Source organism: Pontibacter rugosus (assembly GCF_042678745.1).
GTDB lineage: Bacteria > Bacteroidota > Bacteroidia > Cytophagales > Hymenobacteraceae > Pontibacter > Pontibacter rugosus.
This window is the reverse complement of the sequence record NZ_JBHTLD010000031.1, coordinates 1-16,007: the sequence shown is the minus strand read 5'-3', so window position 1 is coordinate 16,007 and position 16,007 is coordinate 1. Positions and strand designations below refer to the sequence as shown.

The following is a 16,007-nucleotide window of genomic DNA, read 5'->3' as shown; positions in this document are numbered from 1 at the left end:
GTCTTATTATTGAGAACGAATGTTAAGGACAGGATTAACCCTTCATGGCTGTTAACATGTTACCATACACTGTGTTCAGAGAGTGTAGGTTCTGTGTTAATCGGGAAACTTCCTGCTTGAACTGTTCTGTATCTTTGCTGGCATCTGTCAGGTTCTCCATAGCCATGCTCAGATTTCCGTAGAACTTGTTCATTGCTTTCAGATGGGTATTTGCATCCTGAAGCTCCATTTCGTATACAGCGTTTAACGCACCCAGATTGCGGGTCATGCCCTGCACCTGACTATGATATTCCTGTGCATCAGCAGCAGAGATAGCCATTTTAGAAATAGCATCAGCTGTTGTTGCGTAAGCAGTGTTAATCTTATCCAGTTGATCAGAAGCTGTTCTTACACGAACTGTATATTCTTCAGTTGCAGCAGTTGCCTGGCTCATATCAGCCATGCTAGCAGCTGTATCGCTTAAACGATTAAGACCAAGACCAAGTCTGTTGATTGTTTCTGGTGTGATGTCTGCATTGCGCATCATATCATTCAGCTTACCAGTAACAGAAGGACCAGCAGAAACAGCAGCTGTAGTTGGCACTAAAGCTTCGCCTGCGTAATCATCTGCTAACTGTGGGTAAACTCTTGCCCAATCTGGCTCCGCATGCTGTGGCTGGAATGCACTAAGCGCAAAAATCAGTGCTTCAGTACCCAGACCTAAGATCAGCATGATGTCGGCACCAGGCCAGTGTTGAATCTTGAACAACGCACCTACGATTACGACGGCTGCACCAAGACCATATACTTTTGGCATCAATACGTCGTACAAGAAACTGCGACCTTTAGCTTTGCTCATTTTTTGTAATAATTAAAGTAGTGAACGATTAATTGAAGGATTAAAGGGGATTGGTTTATTATTGGTTATTTCTACTAAAGCGTATTCTATTATTAGAAGCCTCGACCAGATGAACGTCCAAGATAAATCATAGAGTTCCTGAAGCCTATATAAGATCTTGCAGAATCTTGAAATTCAAAGTTACGTGTACCTGTTTCCAGGAAATATGCAATATCTTTCCATGAACCACCTCTTACAACTTTGCGCGGTTCGTTATCATCACGATACACTGGGTTCAAGTCCCATACAATCGGAACAGTAGCATCAGAATAAGCATCTTCACACCACTCTGCCACGTTACCGCTCATATCATATAAGCCAAAATCATTAGGGAAGTATTGTGCTACAGGCGCTGTATACTGAAAGCCATCGCTATAGTAATCACCACGACCTGGCTTGAAGTTAGCTAACAGACAGCCTTTTCCGTTTCTAAGGTATGGACCACCCCAAGGATAAACAGCCATATCACGGCCACCTCTGGCAGCAAATTCCCACTCAGCCTCAGTTGGCAGACGGAACGCTGGCATTGGTGCCATTCCATCTTCAGCGTTAGCCTGATTTTTATGCTTGGTGCGCCACTCACTAAAGTATTTGGCAGCAAACCAATCCACACCTACTACCGGGTAATCATCGAATGCCGGATGAGAAAAGTAATATTCCATCAACGGGTCGCCCATGTGGTAAGTATAGTCTTTTACCCATACTGTAGTATCTGGATACAGCTGCGTCATTACAAACTCTTCACCTAACACATCTAAAGAGTCTTCCATCATCACATTGATAAACTGGCGGTACTCATTATTTGTAATCTCGGTTTCGTCCATATAGAAGCCACCAATCGTTACTTGCTTATTCAGGTTTACCATAGACGCTGCAATATCCTGATCAGCTTGACCCATATGGAAGGTACCCCCTGGGCAGGCTACCATGCCGTACGGCACTTCTTGCGGATTGTACTCCGGCCGGTCCTCTGCACCAACAAGATCACCTTGAGGTCCACGTCCCATCCCACAGCTTGCAAGCAGTACCACCGCCATTGCGAAGGAAGACAGCTTAAATATTCTATTCATGATGACTATAAAAAAGTAAATTTTCTGTAATAAGATTTTGTACACTTTTATGGGTGTAGCAAATATATGAGAATTAGGAATAAATAAAAAACAATTCGCTACAACACAATTTTTTAATTTTAGAACGAGGTAATAAGCTGATTATTATACCCGTAAATCACAATTTTTTCCTGTACTATTTTAAGAACCTCCAATAAAGCTGCACAATACATTACAATTTATAACCATTCTATCTTGTAAAGAAGTAGCGCGGTGTACGCACCGGAGGCTTGAACCTTATTACGGGCTCAGGCAGGCGGTAGTTCAGCATGACTTCATGTGAGGTTGCAGCCTTCGCTGCCTTGTTAAAAATAGTTACATCTAGTGCATATCCTACCCGCAGCGCATTGTCCTGTAACAGAGACACTCCCACAAGGGCACTAACAGCTTCTTCATGCCGATAATTCAATCCAACCCAATATTTTTCTAAATAAGTTATTCGGCCGCCTGCATCAAATGAGAACTCTTCTGTATCGTGCTTCAAGAGCACGGTTGGCGTAAGCGTTACATCAGGGGTAAGGGGCAGATGGTAACCAACCGTGGCATAAATATGATTTTCTCCGATTAGAATTCCTTTGCCATCCCCTACCTCACTTGTAAATTCATATTCTGCATTTAGGAGATTTGTTATACCACCCCCTGCGTAGAACGTCTCCGATTCATACCATAATCCTGCACCCAAATCATACTTGGTGTCGGAGCTGTTAAAAGGCACACTTGGGTCGTTCAGGTCATTGGCGCGGTAGCTGCCTTTCTTGTAATTGTTCATATTTCCCTGTATGCCTAAGCCCAGTTTTCCGGTTTCCCCGATGTTAATATGGAAGGAGTAGGAGAGTCCCGTAGTTAGCACTGTAGTATTCGCTATCCTGTCCCGCATCAGGGTTAACCCTACCCCTCCGTGCAACAACCGGACAGGTGTACTGGCTGTAATGAGCAGTGTCTGTGGCGAACCGCCATTATCGAAAGAAGCATCATACCCCAGCCACTGGTAACGGTAGATAGAGGTAACCTCTGGCCTGTTTGTGATACCAGCGTAGGCAGGGCTAATATACAAACCATTAAACCCATAGTGGGTAAACTGAGGCTGCTGCTGTGCCATAGCAGATACTACTGACATGAGAAGCAACAGCAATAGGGGTAAGAACTTTTTCATAGGCGGCGGCAAGAAGGCAAGATGTGCACGTGCTTTTTTGCACATAACTGTTTCCAAATATAGGTATTAAACACTAAAACGCAAATGCGAGTGCGCATGGGGCAGCACTTGCGTTTGCGTTTTAGATAGTATGGAAAACAGGGGTAAAAGTTGCGTCAGCAACTTATTTTTTTGACTCCTGCGCCTGGTTTTGTATGTATACTTCGATAGCTCCAGTCATGGATGGAGCGTTCGGCATAGGTGCTTCTATATCCAGTTCTAAGCCTGCATCGCGCACAGCCTTGGCTGTGGTTGGCCCAAAGGCAGCAATACGGGTATTATTCTGCTTAAAGTCCGGAAAGTTGATGAACAGTGAGTGAATGCCTGAGGGGCTAAAGAAAGCCAGGCAGTCATACGTTACGTCATCCAGATCAGACAAGTCAGCAGCTACTGTTTTATAAATGATCGCCTCTGTATGCTTGATCTTGTTTGTTGTCAGGAACTCCGGGATATCCTCTTTGCGGATGTTAGAGCATGGAAACAGGAACGTTTCGTTTTTGTGCTTCTTAATCACCTCGAAAAGGTCTTTAGCCGTTTTCTCGCCTACAAACAACTTACGCTTGCGCAGCGTGATGTACTTCTGCAGGTAATAAGCCGTCTGATCTGAAATACAGAAGTACTTCATATCGGCCGGCATTTCTATCTTGCTTTCCTGGCAGATGCGAAAGAAATGGTCTACTGCGTTCCGACTCGTGAAAATAACAGCAGTATGCGCTAGTATGTCCACCTTGTCTTTACGGAACTCCTTGTAAGGAACTGGCTCCACCTCAATAAAGGCCCTGAAGTCGACTTTTATGTCATACTTCTCGGCAATAGATAGATAAGGAGAGTTATCAGTGGTAGGCTGTGGTTGCGTAACCAGTATACTCTTTATTGGAAACTTGAATCTCTCAGGGTTCGCAGAGCCCTTTGCTTTGCTTTCAGCCATAGTAAAATGATGCGGTTAATAAAAAAGTCACCTGCTACAATGCCCGCTGTGGCCGCTGCACGTGTTTTTAATAGTTAAAAACGATCAGCTTTAGCATAATGGCCAGCGGAATCACTTCTGTGGCGCAAAGGTACGAAAATAAATGCAAATTAAGCACAGACGCTTTCTTATTTACAGCTGAAAACACACGCAGTACCGTGATAACCAATACAAAAGAGACGGCCAGGCTGGATACCAATACAATTATCTCAGGCAACAGCATGTTCAGGCTAAGGTATAAGAGCATCACTACCGGCAAAAACAGCCCCAGGAACAGCAGAGACCGAATAAACTCCACATACTGTAGCTGCACAACCTCCTCCAGCCCGAAAACAAAGGACATGACCTTCAGGAAAAGATATTTAAATAACACCACTCCAAAAACCAGCAGCGTATAAAAAATAATTTTTGTGGTAATGTCAGACTCTGATACTGGGAAAAGCCTGTTGAATAGCTTCACATGCTGCAGATTGGTATGTATAGCAGCTATCAGTAAGGCAAGCGACAGAGAGAATGCCACCAGAAACAGCATGTTCGACACAGAGCTTACGGGCTTAGTAGCGTACACATCTTCTAACCTTCTGGAGTCAAAGAAGCGGTTAAAACTAAACATTTGCTGAAAATCAGCCGGATAGTTTACACGTAATATGCCATACAACAGCCCTATCAGCAACATAAACAAAATAAAGGCATTCTGATTGACATACTCCCGCACCTGGATAGAAAAGGGGCGTTGGTTTGGACTCCTTGCCACACCAGACTCACTTAACGTATTTTTGAAAGAGCGGATGTTTGGCTGTTGTTGTGGGTGCCATACCGTAAGCAGGTATTTGCCTTGCACAGGCTCCACCCCTTTGGTGTACTTGGTGATGTCTAGCGTATAGTTTGCGGCAAAATCTGCTTTAAAAATCAGCTTGTTATTTAAAAACAGGCACAGATCCTGCGGAGCTGCAAAGGCAATCGTAAAAGGCTGTGCCTGCGACACAGGCAGCCATTGATGAAGCGCATTATAGCTATCGTGAATACCCGCTATGTATGGCACCAGCTGCGTCTCGCCTTCCCGCTGCACCATCCAGTCGCTGGTAATGGTATTCTTTTGTTCAAGCGGCAGCACTTGCCCCTGCACAGGCACCAAGGCAGTACCTAGCCATACTATAACTAACGCCAAAAAAATAAGGCGATACTGTTCAAAAGCCTTGTGCACTATATTGTTTGTAAGCGTTTGGTGGACTGGTTGTTTTTAGTTTTACTAGCAGCCATACCTGTACAAGATAAGCGCTAGTGCAAACTTACATTAAGAATGTAATACACCCCGCATCTGCAGCAGGTTAATATCAATCAGGTTTTCCTCTACCACGGAGTCTGGCACAAACACGAACTTCTTGTCAAATATCTGGCGATCAATATAGTAGCTTACCCAATACTCATTGTTGATGTGGAAGATGGCTGGGTCAATTGGCTCTACCTGCACAAAGCTTTTGGCTTCCACACGCTCAAACATGTGCCGTAGCACCGATGTTTTCACCTCGTTTCCGTCTATCACACCATATCCTTTAGAGGTAACCAGTACATTCTCAATAGGGAAAGCGTTGTTGTTCAACAAGTATACATCCCAGGTTGGCTCTCCCTCTGGAGTCGGTGTGGCGGCTATGGCTACCGATATTCCCTCTACTGTTCCGAAATCAATATCCTTCTTCATGCGTTGCTTTTGTGATCACGGCACCAAACAGTTGCGCCAGGTGCTTCAATACTTTTTCTTCCACCTCAGCCATTGGCAGCTCGCGGCCCAGTTCTTTTGCCAGCGAAGTTACTGCTTTATCAGAAATTCCGCACGGCACAATGTTTCCAAAGTAGTCAAGGTCTGTGTTTACGTTAAGGGCAAAGCCGTGCATGGTTACCCAACGGCTGCACTTTACACCCATGGCACAAATCTTTCTCGGATTTTTCTGCTCTTCATGGTCAAGCCACACACCGGTAAGCCCCGGTATACGCCCTGATGGAATGCCGTACTCAGCCAGGGTAAGTATGACAGCTTCTTCCAGAAGGCGCAGGTATTTGTGTATGTCTGTAAAGTAATTTTCCAGGTCAAGTATAGGATAGCCTACCAGCTGCCCTGGCCCGTGATAGGTGATATCGCCGCCGCGGTTGATCTTATAATAAGTAGCTCCTTTAGCACTCAACCCCTCTTCGTTCAGCAGCAGGTGGCTTTCGTGCCCGCTTTTGCCAAGGGTGTACACGTGTGGGTGTGAACAGAAGAGAAGGTAATTTGGAGTTAGCTCCTGCGCATCGGCTTCTGCCTTACGGTTCTGCACTTTCAGGTCCAGAATGCTGTTAAAGAGCTTCTCCTGATACTCCCAGGCCTCTTTATAGTCCATCAAGCCCAGGTGTTCGAATAATATTTCAGTATTTTTCTGCACGTTATACTTTAGAAAGTTCTCGTTTCAGGTAATCTATTGCTTCGTTGCTTTCCGGATCTTCTTTGTTCAGGTCCGCCATGTAAACAGAAACCCAGTCGAATAGGTGGATGAGGTAGAATGCCTGCTCCAGAAAAGTGGCTCCCACTGCCTCGATCTCCAGCACGTCCTGCACTTTTTTCTTCAGAATTGGCTTTGCCAGCTCCATGCGCAACTTAACACGCGGGTTATCATATCCCGTTTTGATAAAAAGAACAGCCAGCTGCCCGAATAGTTCTGCCGGGTGCTGCCATCCCTGTACCTCGTTGTGGCTCATCTCCGGGAAAACATTGACGTGCGCCAGTTGCTTCGCGTTTGTATTAAGCTGCTGCTGTAAGCGTAAAGCAACCGATTCAAAAGTATTACTGGCATACAATACCGGAATTTTGCACTGCATGGCACTTGCTAACGCACTTGCCTGCACTTTTATACTTCCTGCCTGCTCTTCCAGCAGGTTTATACTTTGCACCACCTCTCTTTTAAAGGTATCATCCAACAGCTCGGCATGGTGCAGCAAGTATAAAAGACCAACTACTGCATAAGCCAGCAATGCCCGCGGCTGCGCGGCTTCCTCGTCCAGTCTAATATGTGGCACATGGTGTTCCTCGGCAATGCGGAGAAGCTCTCCACCAGCAGTCAGAAAACCAACAGCGGCATCGGCACCCAAAGCCGCACGAACCACGGCTATAACCTCCTCTGTGTTACCTGAGAAAGACGCAGCAATAACCAATGTATTAGCCCCTACAAAAGAAGGCAGGCTATAGCCCTTGCACAACACCACCGGCACCGAAAGCTTATCTGCTACGTAACATTGTATCAGATTGGCAGCCACGCTAGAGCTACCCATGCCCACTATAACTACATTACTATAAGCAGGGCCACGGAAGGTAACAGCGGCACGCTCACCTATTTCCATAGCATGGCGCAACTGCTCACTAAACTTCTCAACTAGTTGTTTCATAGTTTTGGTAATTTTATAGCAGAGCAGCCTTAGCTGCCCGCAAAGTACAAGATTTCTATGGGTTCTCAAACAAATGCACACCTCCGCACCGGCCAATCAGGCGAAAACCTGGCAGCGGCTTATTTACAGCAGCAAGGGTATACGGTGCTGCATCAGAACTATAGGTACAAACGCGCAGAGGTTGATATTATCGTGCAGAAAAATGACCTGCTGGTGTTTGTGGAGGTGAAAACAAGAACCAGTGATAGGTACGGATATCCGGAGGAGGCGGTTAATAGCCGCAAAGAAGAGCTACTGCTGAGTGCTGCCGACGCGTTTATACTTGAGCAAGGCTGGCAGCACGAAGCACGGTTCGATATTATTTCTGTCACGCTTACGGCACCACCAACAATACATCACATAAAGGATGCTTTTCACTAGCGGTTGCTGGCCTGCGAGCGCTTATCGAATTTACCTAACTCAAAGATAGGTGTGGCATGCCGGTCGTATTCCTTTACAAGTACAGGAGCTGCCTGTGGCTCGTAAGGTGTCTTTGGATACTGAAACTCGTAATGGCGGCGGTTACGGAAATCATAGTAGTTTATCCAAACGCCTACTTTACGGCCTTTCTGATATTGTCCGCTCCACTCCAGCTGCCCATTCTCATAAAAACGGTAGTAGGTGCCCTGCACTTCCCCATATTCATACGGAATCACTTCTTTTATTTTTTTGGTGTCGCCATAGTACGTCACAACGGCATCCCGCAGGAAGCCTTTATCATAGTGCTCCTTATCCACTAAGGTATGATCGTCGTTGTTGCGGTATTTTTCCCAGCGCAGGTGTTTGGTGCCGACATAGAAGTAACCCTCTTCCACTACCTCGTCGTTGAGCGTCTTTTTATAAGGGCCGTGTAGCACTTTGTAACGGTCTGTGTCTTCTACGTTAGAGCCTGAGCGTGCTAGTTTGTTCTTTTTAGTATCATAATAATACTTGAAAGGCGCATAAGGATTGGGTTCCTCGTGCTCCGGCAAATAGCTAAACAGCTCAATAGTTTCTTTGGAGCGGCCACCTGTTTTAGTATAGGCGCGCTTAACTTTATAGCCCAGAAACTCGCGTTTGCTTCGCTTTTGCTTTCGTTTTTTCTTTGCTTTCTCAGCTATTTCATCCTCCAGCGGATTTCTGGTTTCCACCGTAGGCATGGTAGTATCGGCAGCGGCAAGAGCAGTAACCTTGCTCTTATCTTTCAGCTGTGCTTTGTCCAGGTTATAGTCGCTGTTCCACTTAGGCTGGCTACAGCCACCAAGCGTTAAGAGCATAACACCTATCACTAAAGTATAAACCGACCTTTTCAATTTTGAATGACTGAATTTTGAATGATTGAATAACTACCAGGCGAACCAGCACTTCTTTAATTTTCTCAACGTAAAGATGCACATTATAAGTATAAGCCCAATATGCTGTTTTGCCCCTTATAACTACAGGTGCCGCTGGTAAGTTTCATTTTATACTTATGGCTGATAAAGCAAAAAAGGCAGCACCCAAGCGGGCACTGCCTTAGTATAAAACTGTTGGTATATTTTATAATGCTGTTTTATTCTAAGCTAGCGTAGCTTCTGATTTTACAACTGGTAACAAGCTATCTTCTCTAGATGCCGCCTATCCTCCAGCTCACACCTACCTAATGTTCCACCTCAGGCTTTGGATCGCTCCTAGCTCGCGAGAGCTCGTTTTCCCACTCGCCGCTGTGTATTGAAGCTGCCCTCCGGGCACCGCATCAATACAAGGCGCCTCACGGAAAAACTGGAAAAGCTTTTCCTTCGATCTGTTAGGGAGGGCGCATAAATCAAATAACGGGAGCTTTCTTACAGTTCGGCTCTAATTTCTACGCTAGCGCAAGTTTGTAGCTCGTGCTTTTATAGATAGCAACCATAGAGCGATAAACTTAGGCCTCTCTATAGTTGCTGCAAGCTTCTATAGAGAGGCCTCAAGAAAAATCTTGTGTCTTGCTACTTGCGTCCTGTGTCTCTTTTATTCCTGCGTCATCAGGTCAAAGCTGCGCTTCACAAAGCTTGTTAAAGCAGCACCGGATAACATGTTCTGAGAAAGCAGGGCAAGGTCGAATGCCTGGCGAGCCAGTTTGTCTTTCTCTTCGGCTTTCAATACACGCTGGTTCAAGGCGTGGTTCGCGTTGATGGTTACGTTATACATGTCCGGCATTTCGCCCATAAACATCATACCACCGCCACCTGCACGGTTCATGTCCTTCATGCGGCGCATAAACTCAGGCATCGTGATCACCACCGGGGCATCATCCGGGGCAAGCGGAGCCACCTCTACGGTCATGTTCTTGTTATTGATTGCCTGCTCGTATACCGTCTTCAGCTCTTCTTTCTCGGTGTCGTTCAGCACGCTTTCCTTCGTCTCGTCCGTCTCCACCAATTTATCAATGGTTTCTGAGTCAACGCGCTTCAGCGTAGTTTTCTCCAGCTTCTGCTCCAGCATTCCGATAAAGTGGCTATCGATTACAGAATCCAGCTTCAGCACATTGTAGCCACGGCTCTGTGCCGCCTCTACAAATGCATGCTGCTTCTCCGCATCCGAAGTATACAGCAGCACCAGCTGCTCACTCTTATTAGTCTGGTTAGCCTGTACCAGTGCTTTATACTCTTCTATAGTATAGTATTTGCCATCGGTGCTTTGCAGCAGCACAAAGTCTTTCGCTTTTTCATAGAACTTATCGTCGCTCAGCATACCATACTTCACAAACACGCTGATATCGTCCCAGTTCTTCTCAAACGTTTCGCGGTCTTTCTTGAAAATATCGCTCAGCTTATCAGCTACTTTTTTAGTGATGTAGGTATTGATCTTCTTCACACTGGAGTCGGCCTGCAGGAAGGAGCGGCTTACGTTCAGCGGGATATCCGGCGAGTCGATTACACCGTGCAGTAGCATCAGGAACTCAGGCACTACATCTTTTACCTCGTCGGTAATGAATACCTGGCGTGAGTACAGCTGAATCTTATTGCGCTGCACCTCAAAATCGTTCTTCAGCTTAGGGAAGTATAGAATACCTGTCAGGTTGAACGGGTAGTCTACGTTCAGATGAATCCAGAACAATGGCGGCTCAGCCATCGGGTAAAGCTCTTTATAGAACTCCTTATAGTCTTCTTCTGTCAGGTCAGCTGGCTGCTTTGTCCAGATTGGGTTCGGGTTGTTGATTACCTCACCCTCAAACTCTACCGCCACCGGTAAAAACTTGCAGTACTTATCAAGTATAGTACGGATGCGCATTGGCTCCAGGAATTCTTCAGAATCCTCGGCCACGTGCAGGATTATATCAGTGCCACGCTCTTCGCGCTCCGCTGATGTGATGGTAAACTCTGTGCTGCCATCGCAATCCCAACGGGCTGCCTCAGCACCTTCTCTAAAAGATTTGGTAATGATCTCTACGCGGCTTGCCACCATAAAGGCAGAGTAGAAACCCAAACCAAACTGTCCGATGATCTGGTCTTTTTCGCCGGCAGTGTCTTTAAAGCGCTCCACAAACTCGGTAGCACCTGAAAAAGCAATCTGGTTGATATACTTCTTGATCTCTTCGGCTGTCATACCGATACCATTATCCGAAATGGTGATGGTTTTAGCCTCTTTGTCAACAGCCACCTTCACTTTTAATTCGCCCAGGTCACCGGTAAACTCACCGATTGACGACAAACGCTTCATTTTCTGCGTGGCGTCTACGGCGTTACTTACCAACTCGCGCAGGAAGATCTCGTGGTCGGAGTATAAGAACTTCTTAATAATCGGAAAAATATTCTCGGTGTGGATGGAGATATTACCTCTTTCTTCCATTGTCTATACTTTATATGTTAGATTAATCTTTTGCTCTTTATACTTCAGGCATGCTTTCAAATCCTGTTCCAGAGGCAGTAGTAGTGACAGGTTGTCAGAATTCAGCCATACTTTAAGGGCTCGCACTGAAATCAAGACACAAAATGTAAAGTATAGAGAGAGGAACAGGCCAACTTCTGCCTAGGTTTTATACTTCGCTCACCTGCTTTGATCAGGAATTGGCAAATTCTAAATGCAACATTGTGGAATTTAAAGTATAAATGCTTATGTTCGTATTCTGAAGGTGTACCGCTATACTCACTATATCGCCCTAACCCTGCTGCTACTGTTTTGCAGAGCCATGGTTCCGGATGCTCTAATCCAGGAGCTGCACCCGCACACGCATACTGTTCACACCGACCATACCGATAACCACAAGGCACAGGTTGGCATGAAACATAAGCATTGCCAGGTAGAGGACGTATTTAATACTCCATACCAGGGCACTACGCTTTCTGTTGATTTTACACCTGTTATACATCCTGCTGTTTTTACTGCCACCTACTTCTATAGCTGGCAGAGTAACAGCAACGTACTCCATTACCTTCGGGGCCCACCTGTGGCCTAATTCTCAGCAAAGGCACCTGTTCCGGCTCTATCATCTAAATCTGGCCTGCACCTGTGCTGTCTTTATCTGTACTAAAAGCTTTCTTGTGGATGCCTGTTGATGGCTCGCAGAGTTGTGTAGCTATACTTTATGGCTACCGCTAACCTATTGCTGGAACCGAAAACGTGTTGATAATCAGAAGTACATTAAAACAACTGGCGCTAGTGTTGATGCTGTTGCCAACACCGCAACTGCTGGCACAAACACTTCCGGCACCGCTTTCTGGCGATGCCGAGCAAGACTGTGGCCTTACTTTATCAGGCAAGGTGCTGGACCATGACACCAGGGAGATTCTGGTTGGCGCTACCGTGCATATACCGGAGCTAAACAGCACCTCCATTGCCGATGCTTATGGTAATTACCACTTCCATCACCTGTGCAAGGGCACTTATACTTTGTTGGTTACCTATGTTGGCTACGAAGCGGAAAAGTATACTGTAAGGTTATTTAACTCAACTGTAAAAGACCTGCAGCCGCACATAGCCGCCCAAACACTAGGCACCGTAGAGATAACAGGCTCTCAGCTACGAGAAACGGCTCAATCGCAGCAGTCGATAAGTGGCCGGGAGCTGGAGCAAACACGTGGGCTAGCACTTGCGGAGACATTAAAGGGAATTGCCGGTGTTACGACGCTTCAAACCGGCCCTACTATTTCGAAGCCTGTGATACATGGCCTCCACAGCAACCGTGTACTGCTACTAAACAATGGCATAAGGCAGGAGGGGCAGCAGTGGGGCACAGAACATGCGCCGGAGATTGACCCTTTTGTGGCTTCAGAAATGAAGGTGATAAAAGGCGCAGCAGGTGTGCGCTATGGAGCTGATGCTATCGGAGGAGTGATTATAGTAGAGCCTAAACCATTGCGTACTACACCAGGTGTAGATGGCGAAGTATACTTGCTGGGCAGCACCAATAACCGCCAGTTAGCTTCCTCTGCCACTGTAAATGGCAATATAGCAGGCATTCCGCCGCTCAGCTGGCGCTTGCAAGGCACCTTTAAGAAAGCAGGTAATTCTAAAACGCCTGACTACTACCTGGAGAACACAGGCCTGGAAGAGCAGAATTTTTCAGCAGCAGTCGGCTATAAAAAAGAAACGTATGGTGCGGAGGTATACTTCAGCCAGTTTAACACCAAGCTAGGCATCCTGAAAGAATCGCACATTGGTAACCTGTCGGATTTGCTGCAGGCAATAGAAAGGGGCGAGCCTAGCAATGCTGCTAATGCTGCGTTTACGTACGATATAAACCGCCCTTACCAGGATGTGCAGCACAGTTTGCTCAAGGCCAAGGGCTACTGGCAATTAGGCGAGGCAGGTAAACTGGAATTTGTGTACGGGTGGCAACGCAACATCCGCGAAGAGTATGATGTGCGCCGCAGTGAAAGCAGTCTTCCATCGCTGCAGCTAACGCTCAACACACATACGACAGAGGCTGTTTTTCAGCATAAGCCGCTTGGCAATTTTACAGGTTCTGTAGGTATAAGCACTATTTACCAGCGCAATACCCGTAAATACAGCAATTTTCTTCCGCAGTTTACGGGTGTAACGGCAGGTGTTTTTGCGATAGAAAAATGGCGGAAAGACAGGTTGCAGTTAGAGGCCGGCGTTCGGTACGATTACAAGCACCTACTGGTAAAAACGTTTGAAGGTAACAATAACTTGATCAAGCCTACATACAATTTTAACAATATTTCCGGTACTTTGGGCGCAGTTTATGATGTAGGTTACCATCTTTCTGTTGGGTTGAGCGCCACTTCTGCATGGCGTGCACCTGGTGCGAACGAGCTCTTCAGCGAAGGCGTTCACCACAGCGCCGCCACCTATGAGGTAGGGGACCCAACACTGGAATCAGAGCAGGCCTATAACTTTGAGTTATCTGTAGATTATTTTAACAATGCCCGTTTAAATGGCAAGCTGAGTTTGTATCAGAATTACATCAACAATTTTATTTACCTGGCACCTCTGCCGGAGCCGGTGCTGACTATACGCGGCGCTTTCCCTGCTTTTGAGTATAAGCAGACTGATGCTGCCTTACGCGGTGCAGACCTTAGCCTAAGCTATAAGTTAGTGCCAGGGCTTGTAGTAGAATCTAAAACATCACTGCTTTTTGCCAAGAACCTTAACACCAATGACTATTTGATCTTCATGCCTGCCAATAGGTTCAGCAATAGCCTCCGCTATGAATTTGACCATAACGGCCAGGGCAAAAGAGTAACAGAAACGTATTTGTCTGTTGGAGGAGATCAGGTAATGGGGCAGTCACGGGTGCCAACTAAAACGGAGCAGGACTTTGCACCGGCTCCGGAGGCATATTTCCTGCTTCGCGCAGAGGCAGGTACTACGCTGCATATTGGCAAGCAATCTTTTGAGATAGGCATAACAGGAAACAACCTTCTCAACACCGTGTACCGCGAATACCTGAACAAGCTGCGCTACTACGCTGATGAGCCCGGCAGATTATTGATGTTCCGCGTCAGGATACCGCTTGATTTTAGCTAAGCGGAATATTAAGTATCATTTAAATTTAAACACCGTATTTTGTATCATCTAAAACTATAATATCATGAAAAAACTATTTAGACCTTATCTTGCTGCTTTTCTGTTAGGCTCACTATTATTCACAACTGCCTGCAGCGATGATGATCCAGAGCCAGTAGAGGAAGGAGAGATGATCACCAGCATGACGATATCGCTTGTGTCACAAGGTAAAGCACCCCAGCCAGTAACAGCTACCTATTCTGATATTGATGGCCCCGGAGGCAATGCTCCTGTTGTCGGTCCATTAAACCTGACTGCAGGTACTACTTATGATGCCGTTATCACTTTTTCAGATGATCGCTCAGGTGGTGCAGGTGATATCACTCCTGAAATCAGACAAGAAGGTGTTGATCATGAAGTTTTCTTTGTGGCTAACCCAACAACACTTCTATCAACAACTAAAACAGACACAGACGCGAACGGCCGACCAATAGGTTTAACGGCAACTGTAACAACTACAAATGCGGGTACAGGCACGCTTACGGTTACGTTAAAGCACCAGCCAGGATTAAAAGGAGCTACAAGCGACGCAAACAAAGGTGAAACTGACGTGCAGGCAACTTTCCCTGTAACCATTCAGTAATTCTTTCATTCATATAAAAGGAAAAGGCGTGGCAAATAATGGCACGCCTTCTCTTTTTATACCTGGTCACTACTCATACTTTTACTTGTTTCTCTTGGAGTTTCGCCACTGTTTTGAGAATACGACGGGCTCTCGTTTCCTGCTTCTTGGCCTCCAGCACTGCCACCACATACTCTTTGCGGTGCGTGAAAGCCATTTTCTCAAAAACACCTAACAGCTTTGCTTCCTGCAGCGCCAGTTTCAGGTCTTCCGGCATGGCCACCGTCTTGGCTTTGCGGTCTATCCCGGGCATGTCCTGGCCAAAAGTAGAAGCTGCCTTACGCTCTGATTTTTCAGTAAACCGCAGCGCCGACCACACCTCATTTATTGCCACCTGCCGCACAGCCTGAAAGCCTTCTTCCGTTAGTAACTGCCAGCCACTATCGCGTGTAAGTTCCGTTTTAAGACCAGATGATTTTTTAGGATAAGCCACCCAAAGTATAGCCTGTGCCTTTAGCAGAGTGAGTAGGGGTAATACCTGCTGCGCCAGCTCTTCCTCGCTTTCTACAAATATCAGTGCGGCACCGAAGGCATCTGCTGGTGGTTTCTCTGCTTTAACTATAGTATAAGCTTCTTCTGTTAATAGCTGCTCCACTTCTTCGGGAGCACAAAGCAACAGTAGCTGCTGCCCTGCTTTTAACTGTAGTTTTCTGCCCAGCTCTGTCATAGGTGTGTGAGTTTATCTATTGCAATTTATACTTGTCAGCACAAAATAATCATGTAGCCTTATAATTTTTTCCTGCTTTTTAAATTTCATGCGTCATCAGAAAACACAATTAAAAACCTTATTAACAACGAATTATGCAAAGACACAG

General features: G+C 46.1%; 15 protein-coding genes. 4 read left to right on the top strand and 11 right to left on the bottom strand.

Annotation, left to right across the window (positions count from 1 at the left end):
- Positions 1-34: 34 nt before the first annotated feature.
- From porL to ACFQ2O_RS05530, 8 genes are all read right to left on the bottom strand, one after another.
- Positions 35-838, bottom strand: coding sequence for a type IX secretion system motor protein PorL/GldL (gene porL / locus ACFQ2O_RS05565; protein WP_377523680.1), 804 nt, complete (start codon positions 836-838; stop codon positions 35-37).
- 92 nt (positions 839-930) lie between these two features.
- On the bottom strand, positions 931-1,947 hold the full coding sequence (porK, locus tag ACFQ2O_RS05560) for a T9SS ring complex lipoprotein PorK/GldK (protein ID WP_377523677.1): 1,017 nt from the start codon (positions 1,945-1,947) through the stop codon (positions 931-933).
- A gap of 229 nt (positions 1,948-2,176) precedes the next feature.
- Entirely contained in the window at positions 2,177-3,139 is a 963-nt protein-coding gene (locus ACFQ2O_RS05555) for a PorP/SprF family type IX secretion system membrane protein (protein ID WP_377523673.1), read from the bottom strand.
- Between the two features lie 163 nt (positions 3,140-3,302).
- Positions 3,303-4,106: a uroporphyrinogen-III synthase gene (locus ACFQ2O_RS05550; protein ID WP_377523670.1), complete on the bottom strand. Its 804-nt coding sequence runs from the start codon at positions 4,104-4,106 to the stop codon at positions 3,303-3,305.
- A 67-nt stretch (positions 4,107-4,173) separates the two neighbouring features.
- The gene (locus ACFQ2O_RS05545) at positions 4,174-5,313 is read right to left on the bottom strand and encodes a DUF4271 domain-containing protein (protein WP_377523667.1); all 1,140 of its coding nucleotides are present in this window, start codon (positions 5,311-5,313) and stop codon (positions 4,174-4,176) included.
- Positions 5,314-5,439: 126 nt separating this feature from the next.
- Positions 5,440-5,844 carry a hypothetical protein gene (locus ACFQ2O_RS05540; protein ID WP_377523664.1) on the bottom strand — a complete coding sequence of 135 codons (405 nt, stop codon included), beginning with the start codon at positions 5,842-5,844 and terminating at the stop codon, positions 5,440-5,442.
- The gene (lipB, locus tag ACFQ2O_RS05535; RefSeq protein ID WP_377523661.1) at positions 5,828-6,562 is read right to left on the bottom strand and encodes a lipoyl(octanoyl) transferase LipB; all 735 of its coding nucleotides are present in this window, start codon (positions 6,560-6,562) and stop codon (positions 5,828-5,830) included. Before lipB ends, ACFQ2O_RS05540 begins: the two co-directional genes overlap by 17 nt.
- Position 6,563: 1 nt before the next feature.
- Positions 6,564-7,559 (bottom strand): bifunctional phosphoglucose/phosphomannose isomerase, encoded by a 996-nt coding sequence (locus tag ACFQ2O_RS05530; protein ID WP_377523658.1) that lies wholly within the window; start codon positions 7,557-7,559, stop codon positions 6,564-6,566.
- A gap of 57 nt (positions 7,560-7,616) precedes the next feature.
- On the opposite strand from ACFQ2O_RS05530, the gene ACFQ2O_RS05525 reads away from it, so the two are divergent.
- Positions 7,617-7,979: a YraN family protein gene (locus ACFQ2O_RS05525; RefSeq protein ID WP_377523654.1), complete on the top strand. Its 363-nt coding sequence runs from the start codon at positions 7,617-7,619 to the stop codon at positions 7,977-7,979.
- Here the strand turns inward: ACFQ2O_RS05525 and ACFQ2O_RS05520 are convergent.
- Positions 7,976-8,854 carry a toxin-antitoxin system YwqK family antitoxin gene (locus ACFQ2O_RS05520; RefSeq protein ID WP_377523651.1) on the bottom strand — a complete coding sequence of 293 codons (879 nt, stop codon included), beginning with the start codon at positions 8,852-8,854 and terminating at the stop codon, positions 7,976-7,978. The two genes, ACFQ2O_RS05525 and ACFQ2O_RS05520, sit on opposite strands and share 4 nt — an antisense overlap.
- A 712-nt stretch (positions 8,855-9,566) precedes the next feature.
- Positions 9,567-11,387 (bottom strand): molecular chaperone HtpG, encoded by a 1,821-nt coding sequence (gene htpG / locus ACFQ2O_RS05515; RefSeq protein ID WP_377523648.1) that lies wholly within the window; start codon positions 11,385-11,387, stop codon positions 9,567-9,569.
- A gap of 340 nt (positions 11,388-11,727) precedes the next feature.
- Between htpG and ACFQ2O_RS05510 the strand changes: the two genes are divergently transcribed.
- From ACFQ2O_RS05510 to ACFQ2O_RS05500, 3 genes are all read left to right on the top strand, one after another.
- Positions 11,728-11,994: a hypothetical protein gene (locus tag ACFQ2O_RS05510; protein ID WP_377523645.1), complete on the top strand. Its 267-nt coding sequence runs from the start codon at positions 11,728-11,730 to the stop codon at positions 11,992-11,994.
- Between the two features lie 164 nt (positions 11,995-12,158).
- On the top strand, positions 12,159-14,531 hold the full coding sequence (locus ACFQ2O_RS05505; protein WP_377523642.1) for a TonB-dependent receptor: 2,373 nt from the start codon (positions 12,159-12,161) through the stop codon (positions 14,529-14,531).
- Positions 14,532-14,595: 64 nt separating this feature from the next.
- Positions 14,596-15,153 (top strand): hypothetical protein, encoded by a 558-nt coding sequence (locus tag ACFQ2O_RS05500; RefSeq protein ID WP_377523639.1) that lies wholly within the window; start codon positions 14,596-14,598, stop codon positions 15,151-15,153.
- Between the two features lie 73 nt (positions 15,154-15,226).
- Here the strand turns inward: ACFQ2O_RS05500 and ACFQ2O_RS05495 are convergent, their stop codons facing one another.
- Positions 15,227-15,859, bottom strand: coding sequence for a YdeI/OmpD-associated family protein (locus ACFQ2O_RS05495; protein ID WP_377523637.1), 633 nt, complete (start codon positions 15,857-15,859; stop codon positions 15,227-15,229).
- Positions 15,860-16,007: the final 148 nt, after the last annotated feature.